Annotated in this window: 19 protein-coding genes; 15 read left to right on the top strand and 4 right to left on the bottom strand. The window is 72.7% G+C overall.

From position 1 onward, the window contains the following. Positions 1-19: 19 nt before the first annotated feature. Complete coding sequence (gene tpg, locus EIZ62_RS31250) at positions 20-574, bottom strand: telomere-protecting terminal protein Tpg (protein ID WP_156696018.1); 555 nt, start codon at positions 572-574, stop codon at positions 20-22. Positions 575-760: 186 nt separating this feature from the next. Between tpg and EIZ62_RS31245 the strand changes: the two genes are divergently transcribed. The 3 genes from EIZ62_RS31245 (at position 761) to EIZ62_RS31235 (ending at position 2,715) form a co-directional block, all read left to right on the top strand. Next, positions 761-1,282: a hypothetical protein gene (locus EIZ62_RS31245; RefSeq protein WP_156696017.1), complete on the top strand. Its 522-nt coding sequence runs from the start codon at positions 761-763 to the stop codon at positions 1,280-1,282. A gap of 187 nt (positions 1,283-1,469) precedes the next feature. Then, a complete protein-coding gene (locus EIZ62_RS31240) occupies positions 1,470-1,811 on the top strand; it encodes a peptidase inhibitor family I36 protein (RefSeq protein ID WP_244376062.1) in 342 nt (113 codons plus the stop codon). 4 nt (positions 1,812-1,815) lie between these two features. Next, positions 1,816-2,715 carry a hypothetical protein gene (locus tag EIZ62_RS31235; RefSeq protein WP_156696015.1) on the top strand — a complete coding sequence of 300 codons (900 nt, stop codon included), beginning with the start codon at positions 1,816-1,818 and terminating at the stop codon, positions 2,713-2,715. 43 nt (positions 2,716-2,758) lie between these two features. Here the strand turns inward: EIZ62_RS31235 and EIZ62_RS31230 are convergent, their stop codons facing one another. Beyond that, positions 2,759-3,589, bottom strand: coding sequence for an SDR family NAD(P)-dependent oxidoreductase (locus tag EIZ62_RS31230; RefSeq protein WP_156696014.1), 831 nt, complete (start codon positions 3,587-3,589; stop codon positions 2,759-2,761). Between the two features lie 221 nt (positions 3,590-3,810). Between EIZ62_RS31230 and EIZ62_RS31225 the strand changes: the two genes are divergently transcribed. The 6 genes from EIZ62_RS31225 to EIZ62_RS31200 all read left to right on the top strand — a co-directional run bounded on the left by EIZ62_RS31225 (position 3,811) and on the right by EIZ62_RS31200 (position 11,878). Continuing rightward, on the top strand, positions 3,811-4,293 hold the full coding sequence (locus tag EIZ62_RS31225; RefSeq protein WP_156696013.1) for a GNAT family N-acetyltransferase: 483 nt from the start codon (positions 3,811-3,813) through the stop codon (positions 4,291-4,293). Between the two features lie 125 nt (positions 4,294-4,418). After that, the gene (locus tag EIZ62_RS31220) at positions 4,419-5,405 is read left to right on the top strand and encodes an NAD-dependent epimerase/dehydratase family protein (protein ID WP_156696012.1); all 987 of its coding nucleotides are present in this window, start codon (positions 4,419-4,421) and stop codon (positions 5,403-5,405) included. A gap of 114 nt (positions 5,406-5,519) precedes the next feature. Beyond that, positions 5,520-6,788 carry an LmeA family phospholipid-binding protein gene (locus EIZ62_RS31215; protein ID WP_156696011.1) on the top strand — a complete coding sequence of 423 codons (1,269 nt, stop codon included), beginning with the start codon at positions 5,520-5,522 and terminating at the stop codon, positions 6,786-6,788. A gap of 261 nt (positions 6,789-7,049) precedes the next feature. Next, the gene (locus EIZ62_RS31210) at positions 7,050-9,104 is read left to right on the top strand and encodes a transglycosylase domain-containing protein (protein WP_156696010.1); all 2,055 of its coding nucleotides are present in this window, start codon (positions 7,050-7,052) and stop codon (positions 9,102-9,104) included. Beyond that, positions 9,101-10,411 (top strand): polysaccharide deacetylase family protein, encoded by a 1,311-nt coding sequence (locus tag EIZ62_RS31205; RefSeq protein WP_156696009.1) that lies wholly within the window; start codon positions 9,101-9,103, stop codon positions 10,409-10,411. The genes EIZ62_RS31210 and EIZ62_RS31205 overlap by 4 nt, the downstream gene beginning before the upstream one ends. 78 nt (positions 10,412-10,489) lie before the next feature. Beyond that, on the top strand, positions 10,490-11,878 hold the full coding sequence (locus tag EIZ62_RS31200) for a diacylglycerol/lipid kinase family protein (protein WP_156696008.1): 1,389 nt from the start codon (positions 10,490-10,492) through the stop codon (positions 11,876-11,878). On the opposite strand, the gene EIZ62_RS31195 is transcribed toward EIZ62_RS31200, so the two are convergent. After that, a complete protein-coding gene (locus EIZ62_RS31195) occupies positions 11,869-12,897 on the bottom strand; it encodes a GlxA family transcriptional regulator (RefSeq protein ID WP_167536450.1) in 1,029 nt (342 codons plus the stop codon). The two genes, EIZ62_RS31200 and EIZ62_RS31195, sit on opposite strands and share 10 nt — an antisense overlap. A 148-nt stretch (positions 12,898-13,045) precedes the next feature. Between EIZ62_RS31195 and EIZ62_RS31190 the strand changes: the two genes are divergently transcribed. The 3 genes from EIZ62_RS31190 (at position 13,046) to EIZ62_RS31180 (ending at position 16,155) form a co-directional block, all read left to right on the top strand. Then, positions 13,046-13,636 carry a cysteine hydrolase family protein gene (locus EIZ62_RS31190; RefSeq protein ID WP_156696006.1) on the top strand — a complete coding sequence of 197 codons (591 nt, stop codon included), beginning with the start codon at positions 13,046-13,048 and terminating at the stop codon, positions 13,634-13,636. An 82-nt stretch (positions 13,637-13,718) separates the two neighbouring features. Continuing rightward, entirely contained in the window at positions 13,719-15,125 is a 1,407-nt protein-coding gene (locus tag EIZ62_RS31185) for an amidohydrolase family protein (RefSeq protein WP_156696005.1), read from the top strand. A 202-nt stretch (positions 15,126-15,327) separates the two neighbouring features. Beyond that, the gene (locus EIZ62_RS31180; protein ID WP_244376060.1) at positions 15,328-16,155 is read left to right on the top strand and encodes a hypothetical protein; all 828 of its coding nucleotides are present in this window, start codon (positions 15,328-15,330) and stop codon (positions 16,153-16,155) included. 104 nt (positions 16,156-16,259) lie between these two features. Here EIZ62_RS31180 and EIZ62_RS31175 read toward each other — a convergent pair whose 3' ends face one another. Then, positions 16,260-16,724 (bottom strand): nuclear transport factor 2 family protein, encoded by a 465-nt coding sequence (locus tag EIZ62_RS31175; RefSeq protein ID WP_156696004.1) that lies wholly within the window; start codon positions 16,722-16,724, stop codon positions 16,260-16,262. A 110-nt stretch (positions 16,725-16,834) separates the two neighbouring features. Between EIZ62_RS31175 and EIZ62_RS31170 the strand changes: the two genes are divergently transcribed. The 3 genes from EIZ62_RS31170 to EIZ62_RS31160 all read left to right on the top strand — a co-directional run bounded on the left by EIZ62_RS31170 (position 16,835) and on the right by EIZ62_RS31160 (position 18,894). Then, positions 16,835-17,407 carry a PadR family transcriptional regulator gene (locus EIZ62_RS31170; protein ID WP_156696003.1) on the top strand — a complete coding sequence of 191 codons (573 nt, stop codon included), beginning with the start codon at positions 16,835-16,837 and terminating at the stop codon, positions 17,405-17,407. Continuing rightward, positions 17,394-18,182, top strand: a complete 789-nt coding sequence (locus tag EIZ62_RS31165; RefSeq protein ID WP_156696002.1) for an SGNH/GDSL hydrolase family protein — start codon at positions 17,394-17,396, stop codon at positions 18,180-18,182. Before EIZ62_RS31170 ends, EIZ62_RS31165 begins: the two co-directional genes overlap by 14 nt. Before the next feature lie 91 nt (positions 18,183-18,273). Beyond that, entirely contained in the window at positions 18,274-18,894 is a 621-nt protein-coding gene (locus tag EIZ62_RS31160; RefSeq protein ID WP_156696001.1) for an L-threonylcarbamoyladenylate synthase, read from the top strand. Positions 18,895-18,904: the final 10 nt, after the last annotated feature.

Genomic DNA, 18,904 nt, shown 5'->3' with positions numbered 1-18,904 from the left:
AGTTCGTAGGGGCAGGGCGTCAGAGCTCGAAGTCGACGTAGTCGATGTCGGTGAACTCCACCAGCAGGCCGGACGCGCGGCGGCCACGGTCCCTGAAGTACATCTCCTGGAGGCCCTCCGCCGCGATGTCACGCAGCTGCCGCTCGGAGGCGCCCCGGTCCCTGGCCTCGAAGAGCCGGGCGGCGTACTGCGGCGGAAGGGCCTGCGTGAGGTGGCGGAGCCGGGCGTCGTCCGTGGAGCCCGGGGCGGCGGTGAAACCGAAACGGGCCCTGGTGTCGATGACGATGCCGTCGGTGGTGGCGGCCTGCTTCTTCGCCTTCGCCCGGATCTGGGGCTGCCAGCGCCGCCTCACCTCGCGCTCCAGGCGGTCGGCGAGGTCCTTGCGCGGGTGCTTGATCTGGTTCCTGACGTACCGCTCCACGGTGCGCTGGGAGATCCCCAGGAGGTCGGCGACCGGCCTGGTGCCCTTGAGCTGCTTGACCAGGTAGCGCATCCGCGCCGGGGCCGACTTCGGGACGGGGCGGGTGAACACGCCTTCCACCGCCTTGTCGAGGCTCTCCCCGAGCTTGCCCATCGCGCTTTCCGCTCCCCGTCGTTCTCGGTGGTGACCCGGACCAGCAGCATAAGGGCCGCTCGCCGGTGCGCGGCCCGTGCGGCCCGGCAGGTCGTGGGGTCGGACGTCGGGGTCGGACGTCACTCGTGACGGTGGTCGGCGCGCGCGTACCGGTGCGGAGCCGTGCGCACGAGGCACCGTGGGGGGATGCGCCTTCGCCGGATCGCCCCGCCCGTCCTCGCCGCCCTCCTGGCCCTCTCCGCGTGCACCACCGTGAGGGGCGGGCCGCCCGCCCCGCCGCGTCCCGGTCTCGCGCCGGCGGGCGAACTGTCCTCCCCCGTATCCCCCGTACCGCCGGCTCGCGTCCCGAGCCCGGCGCCCGCCCGCGAGGAGCTCGCCGAAACCGGACCCGGGACCGAAACCGGAACCGGTCTCGGCACCGCTCCCCCGCCGGCCGCGAAGAAGCCGGCGGGCCGGGCGGCGGCAGGGGCGCCGTACCGCCGGTCGCCGGCCCGTGAACGCACGGCGGGCCGGGTACGGGACACCGCCAGGGAACACACGTCCGAGCGGGACCGGCGGCCCGCCGGGACACCGCGGAAGAAGCGGACCGGGCCGGCGGTCACCAGGCCCCTGCCCCGCCAGTCCGTCAGCATGCGGGACCTGTGCCGCGCTTCCCACGGCGTGGCCGACCCCGCCATCGTCAGCCTCTGCCACCGTGCGTACGGCTGACGCGGCGGCCCGGGCGTGAACCGGGCTGCGTCAAGGGGCCCGTTCCGGTCGGCCGTGGGTGCGAAACCGGGCAGAGGGCACCGAAACGCCTGCGGCCGGGCGGCTGGAGGAGCAGGCTGAGTCCCGGCCCGTGCCGCCCGGCACGGGAGGAAATGGGAGGGGAACGACAATGCTGCGAAGGCTGTTAGTGAGCGGTGCCGCTCTCACCGCGGTCGGTCTGGGCCTGACCATGGCCTCGGCCACGACGGCGAGTGCGGCGCCCTGCCCGTCGGGGGCCCTGTGCGCCTACCTGAGCACCAACTACTCGGGCGACCCGGGGACGGTGTACGGCAACAACGACAACCTGCTCCAGTACAACAAGTTCAACAACGCCGTGTCGGTGTCCAACTCCGGCACGCAGTGCAGCGTCCGCATCTACAGCGGCAGGGGCGCCACCGGCAGCTCCATGAACATTCCGCGCGGCTACGGCGTGGGCAACCTGGCCGGCTCCGCGTTCTACAAGAACATCGCGTCGAACCGCTGGTGCTGATCCGTTGCGGCGACGACGACCGGCGGTGGTGATCGCCCTGATCCTGCTGGCCCTGGGCGGGTGCGCCGACGCACCTGCCCGCGGCGGTGGCGACGGCGGTCCGTTGCCCGTGCCGTTGCGGGGTGCCGGCACCGTCTCCCCGGAGCAAACCCGGGCGCTCCACGAGGCGGAGGAGCGGGCCGTGACGTCGTGCATGCTGCGGCGCGGCCTCCCCTACCGGCCCGTTCCCGCCCGCCGGCCCACCGGGGGCACGGACAACCCGTACGGGCTGCTGACCGGGCGAGACGCCGCCGCGCACGGCTACGGCATCTCCGCCACCGCCCTGGCGGGCGCCGCCGAGGACCCCAACGAGCCGCTGCCCGCCACGTGGGACGCGGAGCGCCGCGCCGCCTGGCACCGTGCGCTCACCGGCAGCGGCCGGCACCACAGGACGCTCACCGCGCCGGGAGCCGCTTCGCTGCGCATCAACACCGACGGCTGTGTGTACGCCGCGCGCACAGCGCTCTACGGGAGCGCGTGGGAGCAGGCCGAACTCACCGTCGCGGGGCTCGCCGCCCAGGTGGTCGCCCGGGTCACCGCCGACCGTGCGTTCCTCGCCGCGCAGCAGGACTGGGCGGCCTGCATGCGCGACGCGGGCGAGCGGGTCTCCACGCTCCAGCAGGCGCGAGGTGTGATCCAGGACGCCGTGGAGCGTGCCGCGCCCCGCGCCCCGCTGCGGGCGGTCGGCCGTCGTGAGGTGGAGATCGCCCGCCGGGATGCCAGGTGCCAGAGCGAGAGCGGCCTCGCGGGCGCCACCCGCACGGCCCAGGAGCGCGTCGAGGCCGCGCTCCCGGACTCGGCCCGGCAGGCCACCGCCACATTGCTGTCCCTCCGCGCCGCCGCCCTGGACCGCGCGAGCCGCTGATTGCCGCCGTGCCGCCGGACCCCTGCCGGGTCGGTCACTGTTGTTACCCACGTGGCGGGCGCAGGCCCAGGAGACGGTGTGTCAGCTCCATCAGACGTGTGCGGGCCTCGGGGTCGTACGCCTGCTCGTGGGCGCGCGCGTCGGTGAACTGGTCGAAGTAGCGCCCGGTGGTGCCCGCGAGGTCCGGGTCCAGAACCAGCCGCACGGTGGGGCGTACGCCCTCCTCGACGCCGGTGACCGGTGTCAGGCCGTAGTCCCGCACTCCCGCGGTGTCCATCAGGTGCGCCGGGTGCAGGGTGTTGACCGTGACGCCGGTCCCTTCCAGCTCGGCGGCCAGCTCGAACGTCGCCGTGATCATCGCGAGCTTGCTGCGGCAGTAGGCGCGCAGGCCCTCGTAGTCCCGCTCCAGCATCACGTTGTCGAAGTCGACGGCTTCCTGCCCTATCGAGGCGACGTTGACGACGCGGGCGGGCGCGGAGGCGGTGAGCAGGGGCAGCAGGTCGCGGGTGAGGGCGTACGGGGCGAGGTGGTTGACGGCGAACCGCAGTTCGTGTCCCTGCCGGCTGAGCTCCCGGCGGAGGGGCTCCGCGCCACCGCCCGCGACGGCGTTGTTGACGAGTGCGTCGAGGCGGGGCTCGGCGGCGCGGATCCGGGCGGCCATGTCGTGCACCTGGTCGAGGTCGGCCAGGTCGGCGAGGTAGGTGCGTACGGAGGCGTCGGCGACGGTGTCCCTCACCTCGGCGGTCACCGCCTCGATACGGGTGCGGTCGCGGCCGTGCAGCAGGACGGTGTGGCCCCGCTCGGCGAGTTCGAAGGCGATGCCACGGCCCAGGCCCTGGCTCGCGCCGGTGATCAGAATGGTGCGTCGGCTCATGTGGATCATCCTGGCCGGGGGGCCGGTGGTACGGGGAGAGCGTGACGAGCCTGGTGTCAGCACCACCAGGCACGCCAAACGCAACGGCAACGGCAACGGCAACGGCAACGGCAACGGCAAGCCGATCATGGACAGCGGGTGCGCCGGCGGACCTCGCCCGTGTCGCCGGGTGCCGGCGAATCCCATTGCGCCGACCGGGTGCGGTCGGCGAAGGTGTCCCGGTGAACGAGCAGACCTATGACCGGAGCGGGCGCGCCATCCGCCTCGTACCGGTGGACGACGACAACTGGCGGGCCGTGGCGGACGTGGCCCCTCGTGACGACCAGCGCGGCTTCGTCGCCGCGCTCGCCGCCCGGTATCTGCTGCTCTCGATGCGCGGTGGGGTGTGGACGTCGCTGGGCATCACGGCGGACGACCGGGTGGTCGGCCACATCATGTGGGCGTACGACGACGAGGGCGACGCGTACTGGATCGGCGGCATGGTCGTCGACGCGGCCGAGCAGGGCCGGGGCGTGGGCGGTCCGGCGGTCCGGGCGCTGGTCCGGCTGCTGGAGGACCGCCCCGACTGCCGGCGGATATGCCTGTCGTACCACCCGGACAACACGGCCGCCGCGCGGCTGTACGAGCGGCTCGGCTTCGAGTTGACGGGGGAACGCGAGGATGACGAGGTGGTCGCCGCGTTGCCCGGCTCGGGGGCGGCGTGAGGCGGAGGCCTGCGGCGTGACGCGGAGGTCTGCGGCGTGAGGCGGAGGCCTGCGGCGTGACGCGGTGGTCTGCTGTCGGCGAATAGTCCTGGGCGGGTGCCAGGGGCGCGTGATGGGGTGCCCGCATGGAGACACTGGTTCTGGGCGGTACGGCGTGGCTGGGGCGGGAGTTGTCGCGGCAGGCGGTGGAGCGCGGTCACCGGGTGACGTGCCTGGCGCGCGGCGAGAGCGGCGAGGTGGCGGCCGGGGCGCGGCTGGTGGCCGCCGACCGGCGCGATCCCAGCGCGTACGCGTCGCTGCTCGACCGCGACTGGGACGTGGTCGTCGAGGTGTCGTGGCAGCCCGGGTTCGTCCGGGAGGCGCTTCGGGCGCTCGGCGGGAGGGCCGGGCACTGGACGTACGTGTCCTCGATCAGCGCCTACGCCTCCCACGCCGTGCTGGGCGCGGACGAGTCGGCGGCCCTGCTCACCCCCACCGCTCGCGCCGAGGTGGACCGCGCCCTCTACGGGGAGGCGAAGGTCGCCTGTGAGGAGGCGTCGGCGCGGGCGGTGGGCGACCGTCTGCTGGTCGCGCGCGCCGGTCTCATCGGTGGGCCGGGCGATCACAGCGGGCGTTCCGGCTACTGGGTGGCCCGTGCCGCACGCGACCCGCGCGGGCCGATGCTGGTTCCCGACACGCCCGGCCTGCCGACGCAGGCGGTCGACGTGCGGGACCTCGCCTCCTGGTTGCTGGACGCGGCGGAAGCGGGGACGACCGGGACGTACGACGCCGTCGGTCCGGCCGTCGCGTTCTCGCAGTGGCTGGAGTTGTCCCGCACCGTCGGCGGGCACACCGGTCCGGTGGTGGCCGCCGGTTCCGCGTGGCTGCTCGCGAACGGCGTGGCCGAGTACATGGGGGCCGAGTCGCTGCCGATGTGGCTGGTGCGGCCGGGGTCGGAGGGGTGGTCGGCGCGGAGCGGGGCGGCGGCGTACACCGCGGGGCTCCGGCACCGGTCGCGGGCCGCGATGCTGGCCGACACCCTGGCCTGGGAGCGCGAGCAGGGTCTGGACCGGGAGCGTCGTGCCGGCCTCGGCGCCCGGCGTGAGCGGGAGTTGCTGGACGCGCTGGGCTGACGGCGAGGAAAAGTGTCCCCGCCGGTTGAACGCGCCCGTGACGTGTCGTATGTCTCGTCGCACGCGGCCCGGCGGACTTGCGTGGACCGGTGGGGGCCGTGATGGGATGAGTTGATGCGCCCCCCCACACGCATAGCGTCGCATCCCCATAATCCGTACGAGGAGTTGGCCGAACTCGCCGACCCCGAGCCCGACTTCACCCAGCCGGCGGCTTCCGCGCGGCGGGGCTCGAAGGGCCTCGGCATCCGTTCGGACGACGACGAGGAGGAGTGGTCGCCGCCCAACCACCGCGGCAGGAGCCGCTTCGCGGCCGTCTCGGTGGTGTTCAAGCTCGGTGTCACCGCCGTCGTCGGTGCCGTCCTCCTGGTCACCGGTGACCGGCTGGCCGTGGCGTACGCCGAGGAGAAGGCGGAGGACAAGATCCAGCAGTCCCTGCACCTCGCCGCCAGGCCCCAGGTCGACATCGCCGGGTTCCCCTTCCTCACCCAGGTGCTGGACAAGCGGATCCGTTCGGTGGACGTGACCGTGCCCGACGTCGCCGCGGACAAGGTGTCCCTGGCCGAGGTGCACGCGACGGCCGACGACATACGCATCGTCGGCGACCTGCCCTCCTCCGTCGAGGGAGCCGTCGTCGACCGGATGAACGGCGACGTGCTGCTCTCCTTCGACGACCTGAACCGTGAACTGGGCGCGTCCCACGTCCGGTTCAGCAGCGCGGGCGGCGACGGCATCCGCATCCTCGGGAGCCTGCCGGTGGCCGGCCGGGAGGTGAGCGTGCGCGCCGAGGCGCACGTCCGGCGGGACGGTGACCGGGCGGTGTCGACGACCGTCGAGAACATGAGCCTGGACGTTCCCGGCCTCTTCACCTACCGGCCGGGCGACGATCCCGCGCGGTCGGGCCTGCGCCTGCACCCGGAGGCCGCGCGGCGCATCAGTCGCGAGGCGGCCGACCTCAAGGCGCTGCTCGGCGTGCCGGCCATCGCCGAGCGCCTGGGGCTGCCCCGGTCCGAGATCGACCGTGCGCTGCGCGGCGAGAAGGAGCTGAGCCGGCTGACCGGTTCGCCGGTGTTCCTCCAGCGGCTGGCGAAGGTGAACCTGGTCGACCTGGTGATCGACCACCCGTGGCTGCTGGAGAAGGCGGGGATCGATCCCGCGCTGGTCGGCGCGCTGCTCAAGCTGCGCCCGCCGCAGCTGGCCGACCGCTTCTCGCTCTCCTTCGAGCTGCCCAGGTCGGCCGGGGACCTGCGGCTGCGGGACGTGACCGTGGACGGGGCGGGCATCCGCGTCGGCCTGACCGGCTCGGGGCTGGCCTTCGGCAACGCGAAGGGCTCGGCGGACGCTTCCGCGGAAGGCTCCGGGAAGACTCGGCGGGCGGCTTCGTGAAGGGATCGCCGTTCCGGTCCACGCCCTGACGCCCTCCGCCCGCCCGACTGCCTGTCCGTCTGTCCGCCGCCCGCCGGCGGACCGTCTCCGTAGGATTGTCCTACCGGCCTGTTATCTTTACGTGACCTCGCGAGCGCCACTCTCAGTCAGGACCTGGGGGGCGCTCGCGTGTTGCTTCATCGCGCCGGTAATCGGATGCCGGGCCGGACAGCCGCGGACGTCAGTCCGCGGGGCCGGGCCAAGAGTCATGGCTGGACGGGGATGACCAAGCACGTCAACTACAGAACCATCGCGGAAGCCCTGCGCGCCGCGGCGGCCGGGCCCGTGGCCAGGGCCCGCGGCAGGCGGACGAGGTCCGGCTCCTCCCGCGGCCTGCGCCGCCCCGACTATCCGAGATCCGGCAGGAGCGGCTGGCGCCGGTGGGTCCCGTCCTGGCGGCAGTCACTCGCCGCGTTCGTGATGGCCGTGGCGGCCCTCACGGGAGTCGTGACCGTCGCCTACGTCCGCACCGAGATACCCGACGACCTGAACGGCTTCGCCACCCAGCAGGACAACGTCTACTACTGGTCCGACGGTTCGCCGATGGCCCGCACGGGCTGGGTCAGGCGCCAGGAGATGCCCCTGGAGAAGATCCCCGAGCACGTCCGGTGGGCGGTGCTCGCCGCGGAGAACGCCAACTTCTACTCCGACCCCGGCGTCTCCGCGAGCGGTGTCACCCGCGCCCTGTGGCGGACGATCGGCGACGGGGACACCCAGGGCGGGTCGACCATCACCCAGCAGTATGTCAAGAACGTGTACCTGAGCCAGGACCAGTCGTTCTCCCGCAAGTTCACCGAGGTGCTCCTCGCCGTCAAACTGGACCGGCACCACAGCAAGGACCGGATCCTGGAGGACTACCTCAACACCAGCTGGTTCGGACGCGGTACGTACGGCCTCCAGCGCGCCTCCCAGGCGTACTACGGCAAGGACGTCACCCAGCTCAACGCCAGTGAGGGCGCCTTCCTCGCGGCCCTCCTCAAGGGCGCGTCGCTCTACGACCCCGCCCTCTCGGCCGCCAACCGCGAACGGGCCGTCGAGCGCTGGTCCTGGACGCTGGACCGCATGGTCGAGGTGGGCCGGCTGTCCCGCGAGGAGCGCGCCCGCTACACCGTGTTCCCCGAACCCAGGCTTCCCACCACGCCCAGTACCGTCGGCGGCCAGAACGGCTACCTCGTCGAGCTGGCCGAGACGTACGCCAAGCGGGCGGGACGCATCTCCGACGCCCGATTCGACCTCGGGGGCTACCAGGTCTACACGACCTTCGACAGACGCCGTACGAACGCCCTCACCAAGGCCGTCGGCGACGCGCGGGCGACCCTCGACCCCGAGAAGCGCCCCGCGGACCGGTACGCCCGGTTCGGAGCCGCCTCCCTCGCCCCGGACGGACGGATCCTGGCCGTCCACGGCGGACCGGACTACCAGAAGCAGGCGTTCAACGAGTCCAACGCCGCCACCGTCCCGGCCGGCACCGTCTTCACGCCGCTCGTCTACGCCGCCGCCCTGGAACACGGCGTCCGGCGCGAACGCGGCGGCCCCCGCGCCCCCGTGACCCCCGCCACGGTGTACGACGCGAACGACGGCGTACCGCTGAGGACGCCCGAGGGGCCCTACTGGGACCGCGCCGGCAGGATGCTCAAGGGCACCAACCTCGACGGCCGCTCACACGGCAGCATCAGCCTGCGCCGGGCGATGGCCGAGTCGGCCGACGCGCCGTTCCTCCAGCTCGGCATGGACGTCGGGCTCGACCGGGTCCGCGGCACCGCCCAGGCGGCCGGGCTGCTCAGCTCCAGCCTCGGCCCCCCGGTGCCCGACTTCGCCCTCGGCAACTCCACGCCGAGCGCCATCCGCGTGGCCGGCGCCTACAGCATGTTCGCGGCCGGGGGCACGCACACCGAGCCGTACTCGGTGCGGCGCGTCACCCACGAGGGAGACCCGGTCCCGCTGGCCGCACCGCGCAAGAAGCGCGCCGTGGGCCCCGGGGTGGCCGCCCAGGTCACCGACGCCCTCACGGTGGACGCGAGCCGCAAGGCGGGGAAGCCGGGCGGCACCCGGGACGACACGGCACGGTGGTACGCCGGTTACACCGCGACCGAGGCCACGGCCGTCGTCGTGTACCGCATGGACCTCACCAAGAGTCTGGCGCCCCTGCCCCTCAAGGGCCTGGGCGGCGACCCGACGGCCGGGGCCGACCGCCCCGCCCGCATCTGGAACCAGTACACGGACGCGGTGGAGGGCGCACCGCGCCGGGCCGCGAGCGAGGGGGAGAAGATCCGATGATCCGCAACAACCCGGCCGTGCGCCGGCTGCGGGAACGCGCGACCACCCGCGGTGTCGCCCTGGGCGCGGCCGCGGTCCTCCTGGCGACCGGTGCGAGCCTGGTGCCCCTGCTGACGGACGGCGGCGACGACACGGGCCCCACCGCGTCGGCCGACCGTACGTCCGCCCCCGCGCCGCGGCCCGCGGCCGGCCAGAAGAACGGCGGCGGCGACAAGGACGCGGAGGACGAGGAGTGGGACGGCCGGGTGAAGGTCCTGGGCGACGGCTCCACCTCGTACACCGGACCGCAGCCGGGGCAGTTGAAGGCCGAGAAGCTCAAACCGGGGCAGCGCCCTCCCCAGTTCGTCGTCTTCTCCTGGGACGGCGCCCTGGAGGGCGACGACCGTCTCTTCTCCCGCTTCCGCCAGGTGGCCAAGGACAGCAACGCGCACATGACGTTCTTCCTCACCGGCATCTACCTGCTGCCGAAGGACAAGCAGAACCTGTACCGGCCGCCCCAGCACGGCCAGGGAGCGGCCGCGATCGCGTACCCCACGCGCGAGCACATCCGCACCACGCTCGACCAGCTCGGCAAGGCGTGGAAGGAGGGCCACGAGATCGGTTCCCACTTCAACGGCCACTTCTGCGGCGCCAAGGGCGGCGGGGACTGGAGCGAGGCGGAGTGGACCAGCGAGATCGACCAGTTCTACTCCTTCGTACAGAACTGGAAGACGAACACCGGCTTCACCGACCTCGACCCGCTGCCCTTCGACCCGACCCGTGAGGTCGTCGGCGGGCGGGCGCCGTGCCTGGAGGGGCAGAAGACGCTCATACCGGCGTCCAAGCCGTTCGGCTGGCGCTACGACGCCAGCTCGTCCGGCGACTTCCAGATCTGGCCGTCGAAGAAGAACGGCGTCTGGGACCTGCCGCTGCAGATGCTGCCGTTCCCCGGCAAGGACTTCCAGGTGCTGTCCATGGACTTCAACTACCTGTACAACCAGTCCAAGGGGCTCACCGACGGCGATCCGGCGATGTACGACACCTGGCGCGAGCAGACCCGCGACTCCTACCTCGCCGGCTTCGAGCGCGTCTACCACGGCAGCCGTGCGCCCATGTTCGTCGGCAACCACTTCGAGCAGTGGAACGGCGGCATCTACATGGACGCGGTGGAGGACGTGATGAAGAACGTCTGCCGGCGCAAGGAAGTGCGCTGCGTCTCGTTCCGCGAGCTGACCGACTGGCTCGACGCCCAGGACCCGAAGGTCCTGGCGCAGTGGCGCACGCTCGACCCCGCGCAGCCCGCGGGCTGGTCGGCGCTGAAGGAGTGAACCGGCTGGTTCGCCCCGGCTCCGGTGGGCCGGGCCCGCCCCGGGCTCCTACGATGTCCGCGGACGAGGGGAGGACCCATGGGGGTCGAGTGGTACGCCGGCGAGCGGGCCCACCGCAAGCAGCGGTGGTCGGCCAGGGCGTCCCTGGCGGCGGTGACGCTGGCCGTGCTGCTGCCCCTGCTGTACGGGGGCCTCGGGGGCGTGCTGCTGCTCCTGACCGGTGCGGCGGGCCTGGCCGTGACGGTGGCGGGCCTGTGGTGGACGCTGACCCGGCGCGGTGCGCCCCGGGCGGCGGCCGTGCTGCTCGCCGTGACGGCGCCCCTGGCCGTCATCGCGATGTTCGACGCCGCGAACCTGCTGTGGGTGGTCCTGCTCTCCCTCACGCTGTGGGTGCTGGCCGTCTGGAGCGGGCGTTACGCGCTGCGCAGCACCGGTCTGCGGCCGGTACGGGTCAAGGAGCACCGCACCCCGCCCCCGCTGCGGCCGTTCCTCGTGATGAACCCCCGCTCGGGCGGTGCCAAGGTGGAGCGGTTCGGGCTCCGGGAGAAGGCGGAGCGGCTCGGGGCGCGGGTGGTGCTGCTCGACGCGGACGAGCGGCGTGACGTCACGCAGCTGGCCCGGGAGGCGGTCGCGGACGGCGCGGACCTGCTGGGGGTCGCGGGTGGTGACGGTACGCAGGCGCTGGTGGCCGCGGTCGCCGCCGAGCACGGGCTGCCGTTCCTGGTCGTCTCCGCGGGCACCCGCAACCACTTCGCCATGGACCTGGGCCTGGACCGCGAGGACCCGGCCGCCTGCCTGGACGCGCTCACCGACGGGGTCGAACTGCATGTGGACCTCGGTTTCGCCGGCGGTCACCCGTTCGTCAACAACGTCTCGTTCGGTGTGTACGGGACGGTCGTGCAGGACCCGGCGTACCGGGACGACAAGGTGGGCACGGCGCTGGGTCTGCTGCCCGAGCTGCTCACCGGCCAGAGCGGGCCGCGGCTGACCGCCCGCGCGGCGGGCCGGACGCTCACCGACCCGCAGGCGGTGCTGGTGAGCAACAACCCCTACCGCAGGGACGACCCGGCCGGGCTGGGCCGCCGTGAGCGTCTGGACTCCGGTGTGCTCGGTGTCCTGGGCATCCGGGTGGACAACGCGGCGGAGGCGGCCGGGCTCCTGCTGGACCCGGAGGCGAGCGGGCTGACGGTGCTGACGGCCCACGAGGTGGTCGTCGAGGCGGACCGTCCGGCCATCGACGTGGGCATCGACGGCGAGGCGTTCGTCCTGCCCGCTCCCGTCCACTGCCGCATCGCGCCCCGGGCGCTACGGGTCCGGGTGCCGCGCCTACGGCCCGGGGTCCCGCAGGCGCAGCCGCCGCTCGACTGGCGCCGGCTGCGCAAGCTCGCCGCGGCGGTGGGCCGCACGGCGGTCACCGGCCATGCGGTGGGCGGCTCCGGTCGGCGCGGCTGGACGCCTCACCGCTGACCGCGGCCGCCGGGCGGGTCCTGGCCCGCGTACCGGAAGCGTTTGCGGTACGCCGTCGGGGTCGTGTCGAGTTGCCGGCGGAACGCGCGGATGAGGGTGTCGGTGGTGGGGAACCCGGCGGCGGAGGCGACGCGGTCGAGTGTGTCGTCCGTGGATTCGAGGCGGTTGCGGGCCACTTCGACGCGGGCCGCCTCTATGTAGGCGGCCGGGGTCGTGCCGAGTTCGGACGTGAAGATCCGGGTGAGCTGTCGCTCGCTGATGTGGGCGTGCCGGGCGAGGTCGGGGACGGTGAGGGGTCCGGTGATGTTGCGGGTGATGTGGTGGCGGATGTCGTCCATGCGCCGGGTGGTGGAGACCGGCTCGATGGGCACGCTGAACTGGCTCTGCCCGCCGGGTCGTTTGAGGTACATCACGAGCTGGCGGGCGACCCGCAGGGCGATGTTCTCGCCGAAGTCCTCGGCGACGAGGGCGAGGGAGAGGTCGAGGCAGGCGGTGATGCCCGCGCCGGTCCACACGTCGTGGTCGCGGATGAAGATGGGGTCGGCGTCGACCTCGACGGCCGGGTGGTCGGCGGCGAGCTGCTGTGCCGTCGACCAGTGGGTGGTGGCGCGTTTGCCGTCCAGCAGGCCGGCGGCGGCGAGGAGGTGCGCCCCGACGCAGACGGACGCGACGCGCCGTGACCGGGCGGCGAGTGTCTTCACCCAGTGGACCACGGTGGGGTCGGCGAGGGCGCGGACCCGGCCCCGCTCGTCGACCTCCACCGAGCCGGGGACCATCAGCGTGTCGATGCTCCTGCCGGCCGCTTCGCCGAAGGTGAGATCGGGCAGGACACGGACCCCGGCGGCGGTGGTGACCGGGCCGGGCGTCTCGGCGGCGAGGACGACCCGGTAGCCGGCGGAGCCGTCCGCCCCGTCCGTCTCACGGCGCAGCAGTGAGAAGACCTCCGGCGGGCCGGTGACGTCCAGCAGATCGACGCCGTCGAAGAGGAGGACGACGATGAGCCGTTCCGTGTCGCTCACAGGAGTTCCGTCCGGTCGGTCGGGTCGGCGATGTCCGTATCTGCAAGTTACCCGACATTGCCGCCACGGTGAGCGGGTCGTAGCGTCGAACACGTCATCGCGCGATGGCACGACCGGCCATTCGACCCGACCACGCAAAGGTGCGGCCATGCCTGTGACAACTCTGCGGGACCTCAACGGCTTTGATCAGACTCCGGCGTCGCTCCCCGGTGCGACGCTGATCCTGGTCGACTACCAGAACACCTACACCCGCGGCGTGATGGAGCTCGCGGGATGGCGGTCCGCTCTCGCCTCGGCCGCCGGGCTGCTGGCGCACGCCAGGAGCGCGGGCGCGAACGTCGTCCACGTCGTCAACGACGGCGGCGAAGGCACCCCGTACGACATCCGGACGGAAATCGGCCAGGTTCACGACCGGGTGACGCCCGCCGAGGGCGAGCCGGTCGTCGTCAAGACGGTGCCCGACGCGTTCGCCGGCACGGACCTCGCCGCGCACCTGGACGCGGCCGGTCACCAGGACGTCGTCATCGCCGGGTTCATGACCCACATGTGCGTGGCCGCGACGGCCGCCAGCGCGTTCCTGCGCGGATACCGGCCCACGGTCGTCGCCGACGCCTGCGCGACCCGGCCGCTGCGGACGCCGGTCGCGGACGTACCGGCCGAACAACTGCACCACGGTGCGCTCGCGACGATCGCCGACCTGTACGGCGTCGTCGTCCCGTCGGCGGCGGCCCTGCGCTGAGCGGTAAATGAAAGTGGAATTCCATTACCGTTGGCCGGAATTCACGCTTGCCGCGAGGTGAGGCGCGCGGGATACCACTTGCATGACGGAGTCACGTGAACCGAGCCGCCGCAGCGTGCTGGCCGGCCTGGGCAGCGTCCCCCTCGCGGTGGGCGCTGCCCCGGCCGCGGGGCGCGGCCCACGGCCCGCCGACGGACCGGAACGGCCGGCCCCCACCCTGCTCCGCGGGGCCGAACTGCTCCTGACCATGGACCCGGAGGTGGGTGAGGGGCCCCTGGGCATCCTGCGGCACGCCGACCTCCTGCTGCGGCACGGGAGGATCGCCGCCGTGGGGCGGCGGCTGCCCGCCCGCCCCGGGGACCGCGTGCTGGACGTCGGCGGGCGGATCGTCCTGCCGGGCTTCGTGGACATCCACAACCACCTGTGGCAGTCCAGCATCCGCGGCGGCTGCGGCGACCGGGACCTGTACGGCTGGCTCGCCTCGTGCAACGGCCCGACCCTCGCCCGGATCGACGCCCCGGACATGTACCACTTCGTCCGCCTCGCCGCACTCGACGCCCTCCAGGCCGGGGTCACCACCGTCGTGGACTGGGTGCACCCGATTCCGTACGACACCAGCGAGCGGTACGTCAGGGCCCTGGACGCCTCCGGGCTGCGCTTCGTGTACGCGATGATGGAGACCGACGGTGGCGCGGGCCTCGTCACGCGGGTGAAGAAGGAACTGCTCGACCCGCTGCCGCTCGCCTCGGCGCAGGTGGCGACCCACGCCGGCATGGCCACCGTGAGCCGGCTGCGCCGCTGCGGCGAACTGGCCCGGGACCTCGGGGTGATGCTGAACTCCCACGTCCTGGAGCACCACAGCGACCGCGGGGACGACCCGGTCCGGGCGCTGCGCCTGGCGGGGGCGTTCGGCCCCGGCCTGCTGATGAACCACGCCATCCACCTGACGGACGACGAGATCGCGATGGCCGCCGAGCACGACGTCCGCGTGGCCCACTGTCCACTGAGCAACATGCGCCTGGCCTCGGGCATCATCCGGCTTCCGGCGTTGCACGAGCGCGGGGTGAAGGTGGGGCTCGGCCATGACGGGGGAACCAACGACACCTCCGACATGTTCGGCGTGATGAAGGCGGCCGTCGGGCTGCAACGGGCGCTGCACCGGGATGCCGGAGTGCATCCCACGATCCCCGCGGTGCTGCGCATGGCGACGCTCGGTGGTGCCGAGTGCGTCGGCATGGCCGACCGCATCGGTTCGCTCACCCCCGGGAAACGCGCGGATGTGGTCGTACTCGACCCGAGCACATTGAATTTCGCACCGCGTTTCGACTGGGTCGGTCAGATCGTGCTCAATGGACAGCCGCCCAACGTCAGTCATGTGTTCGTGGACGGCCGGATGCTCAAGTCCCGGGGTGAACTCCTGGGGGTCGACACCGACTCCGTCATCCGCGAAGCGGAACGGGCGGCGGCTCGCGTACGGAACACCACCTGATCCCGTCGCGGTTCGTCGTTCCTCCCCAACGCCCGTACATGGCACAACAGTTGGCCTGGCCGGGCGTAAGGGCAGGTGCCGGCGCTCGCGTTGGCCCGCAAGGCAACGGTCACCGCTTGTTTGCTTGACACAACGCCGCGGCCGTACTCTTCGGCACAGTTCCCGTCCTGCACGAACGCCGTGCACCCCCGTAGGAGGACACGTGCCCATTCCGGCCAGCGCAGCAGGCAACATCGAGGCAACCACCGCCCTGCTGAAGGAAGAACTCCCCCAACTCGAACAACACCAGCAGGCGCTGGAGAAGGACCTCGCCGCCGTCACCGAGCGGCTCGAGTCCATTCGCAGCGCGCTGACCGCGCTCCAGGCCCTGTCCACCTCCGCCGTCCCGGCCCCGCGGGCCGAAGCGCCGGCCGCCACCGAGGACGTGCCGGCCACCACCGTGGCCGACGACGCACCGGCCGACGCCCCCGAGCAGGAGCAGACCCCCCCGGACGAGGTCCCGGCGGCCGACGAGGAGCCGGCGAAGGCACCGGAGGCGGAGGCCGAGGCCCAGGTCACCGCGGCGGACGTGCCGGCACAGCGCACGTCCCGCTCCGCGGCCACGGGCCGCCGGACCACCGCCAGGAAGTCCGCCAAGCCGGCGTCCAAGTCGGCCGCGAAGCCCGCCGGCAAGTCCGCCGCCAAGGCCCGCCCGGCCAAGAAGGCCGCTCCCGCCAAACCCGCGCAGGCGGCGAAGGCCAAGCAGGCCGCCACGGCCGCGAAGGTTGCGAAGACCGCGAAGGCCAAGAAGCCGGTGGTCAAGGAGACCACCCCGGCGGCCGACAGCACCGGCGGCCTCACCGAGCAGGTCGCCGCCATCCTCGCCCGCAGCGGTGACACTCCCGTGCGCGCCCGGGACGTCGCGAAGGAACTCGGCCGCGACGACACCTCCGGCGCCATCAACACCGTGCGCAGCACCCTCGACCGGCTCGTCGCCACCTCCCGCGCACGCCGTGCCGGCCGTGGCCTCTACCAGGCGCCGGCCAAGTGAACCACGACGCCTGAACCACCACGCCTCACCGTGCGGCCCGTCCCGGCAGCCTCCCGCCGCCGGGACGCCCGCCGCCCCCACTCCCCCGCGTCCCGGACCGCTGGTCAGGGTGACGCCGGGGCGAGGCCGTCGGCGACCAGGCCGGCGAGGACCGCCTCTCCCAGCGCGTGCACCGCTGACTGCGGACGGACCATCACGGTGAACTCCTTGACCCGGCCCGCCCCGTCGAAGTGCAGCAGGTCGATGCCGTGGATCCGCTTGCCACCGACGGTGGCACGGAAGAGCAACACCATCGCCGGCGCCTCCCCGTCGTCACCGCTGGTCTCGGCGGCCCCCGCGAAGTGCCCGACGTAACGGAAGTCCTCGAAGGTGCGCAGCAGGACGCCGAACAGCCCCGTCACCATGGCCTTGCCCTCGAAGGGCGTGAACTTGACCGGGCTGTAGAGGCGGATGTCCTCGGTGAACAGCTCGTCCAGTACGGCGAGGTCACGCTCCTCCACCGCGTCGCGGAAGCGCTCGACCGTCTTCTCCGTGGCCTCCGTGGCCTCCGTGGCTGCTGTGACGTCCATGACCGCTTCCCCTCGTCCTCGCACCGACTCTCGACTACTCAACAATGTGACTAGTCACTTTTTTGAGTATGATGCAGTGGCGGGCAACGAAAGGGAAGGGGGCCGTCCCGATGGCTTTGCGGCATGCCGTGCTGGCGGCGCTGCTCGACGGCGAGTACAGCGGTTACCAACTGGCGAAGGTGTTCGACATCGGCGTGGCGAACTTCTGGCACGCCCTGCCGCAGCAGCTGTACACCGAGCTGGCCAGGCTGGAGAAGGAAGGCCTGGTCGCCGGGCGTCAGGTGGTGCAGGAAACGCGGCCCAACAAGCGCCTGTTCCGGGTCACCGACGCGGGTCGGGCGGAGCTGGAGGCGTTCGCGGCCGCCACCGCGAAGCCCTCGTTCATCCGCGACGACCTGCTCGTCAAGGTCCAGAGCGCGGACCGCATCGGCACCGGGGTCGTGATCGAACAGCTCCGGGAGCGGGCGGCGATGGCCGAGGCGAAGATCGACGTCCTGGGCGCGTTGTTGCGGCAGTTGCGCGGGAATGCGGACGAGGAGGAGTTCCTGCTGCACGGGGAGCGGATCGGGCCGTACCTGACGTGTCTGCGCGGTCTGGCCTTCGAGCGGGAGCACCGCGACTGGTGCGTGCGGATCGCGGACGTACTGCGGGAGAGGCAGCGGACCGCGCATGCCGAACGGTGAGTACCTGCGCTACGTCGCCCTCGGCGACAGCATGACCGAGGGGGTGGGTGACGGGGACGACGCGCTGGGCCTGCGGGGCTGGGCGGACCGGTTCGCCGAGCGCCTCTCGGCCGTCAACCCCGGTCTGCAGTACGCCAATCTGGCGATACGGGGCCGCCTCGCGGGCCAGGTCCGGGCCGCACAGCTGGAGCCGGCCCTGGCGCTGCGCCCCGACATCGTCACCGTGGTCGCCGGGGTCAACGACATCCTCCGGCCGCGCTTCGACGCCGGTGAGGTGGCCGGGCACCTGGAGGAGATGTTCGCCGCGCTGTCGGCCTCCGGGGCGCACGTGGTGACGTTGACCTTTCCCGACATGGGGCGGATCGCGCCTCTCGCCCGGCCGCTCAGGCCCCGTGTGCTCGACCTGAACGACCGCATCCGCGCCGCGGCCGCCCGGCACGGTGTCACGGTCGCCGACACCGCCCGGCAGCCCGTCGCCACCGACCCGCGGTTGTGGACCCCGGACCGTCTCCACGCCTGTCCCCTCGGCCACGACCGGATCGCCGCGGCGGTCGCCCACGCGGTCCGGCTGCCCGGCGCCGACGACGCCTGGGCGCTCCCGCTGCCCCCGCGGGCGTCGTCGACGGCCCTGGGCGCCGCGGGTGCCGAACTGCGCTGGGTGGCCTCGTTCCTCGGCCCCTGGCTCGGGCGGCGCCTGCGCGGCCGGTCCTCCGGCGACGGCCGCACCGCGAAACGGCCCGAGTTGCTGCCGGTGGGCGAGGTGTTCCTCGGGTGAGCCCCGTACGCGGCGCGCTCATCCGGTGACCCGGCGGCGGGGCGGTCCCGGGTGGGCCGGTGCGGGTGGCCGGATCGCGTAGGCTCGGTGGATGGCGAAGTACTTCGACGTGCACCCCGAGAACCCCCAGCGGCGCACGATCAGCAACGTGGTCGACATCATCCGCTCAGGCGCGCTCGTGGCCTACCCGACGGATTCCTGTTTCGCCCTGGGCTGCCAGCTCGGCAACCGTGACGGCATCGGCCGGATCAAGTCGATCCGCGACCTCGACGACCGTCACCACTTCACCCTCGTGTGCGAGAACTTCGCGCAGCTGGGCCAGTTCGTGCACGTCGACAACGATGTGTTCCGCGCGGTCAAGGCGGCGACGCCCGGCAGCTACACCTTCATCCTCCCGGCGACGAAGGAGGTGCCGCGTCAGCTGATGCATCCCAAGAAGAAGACCGTGGGCGTCCGGATCCCGGACCACGTGGTGACGCAGGCGCTGCTCGCCGAACTCGGTGAGCCGTTGCTGTCGAGCACGCTGCTCCTGCCGGACGAGGACGAGCCGCTGACGCAGGGCTGGGAGATCAAGGAGCGTCTCGACCACGTGGTGGACGCGGTGGTCGACTCGGGCGACTGCGGCACCGAGCCGACCACGGTCATCGACTTCTCCGGCGGCGAGGCCGAGATCGTACGCCGGGGCGCGGGCGACACGGCCCGGTTCGAGTAACCGGACCGAG

Origin of the sequence: Streptomyces ficellus, assembly GCF_009739905.1 — a bacterium.
GTDB lineage: Bacteria > Actinomycetota > Actinomycetes > Streptomycetales > Streptomycetaceae > Streptomyces > Streptomyces ficellus_A.
This window is presented reverse-complemented; position numbering and strand designations above follow the sequence as displayed.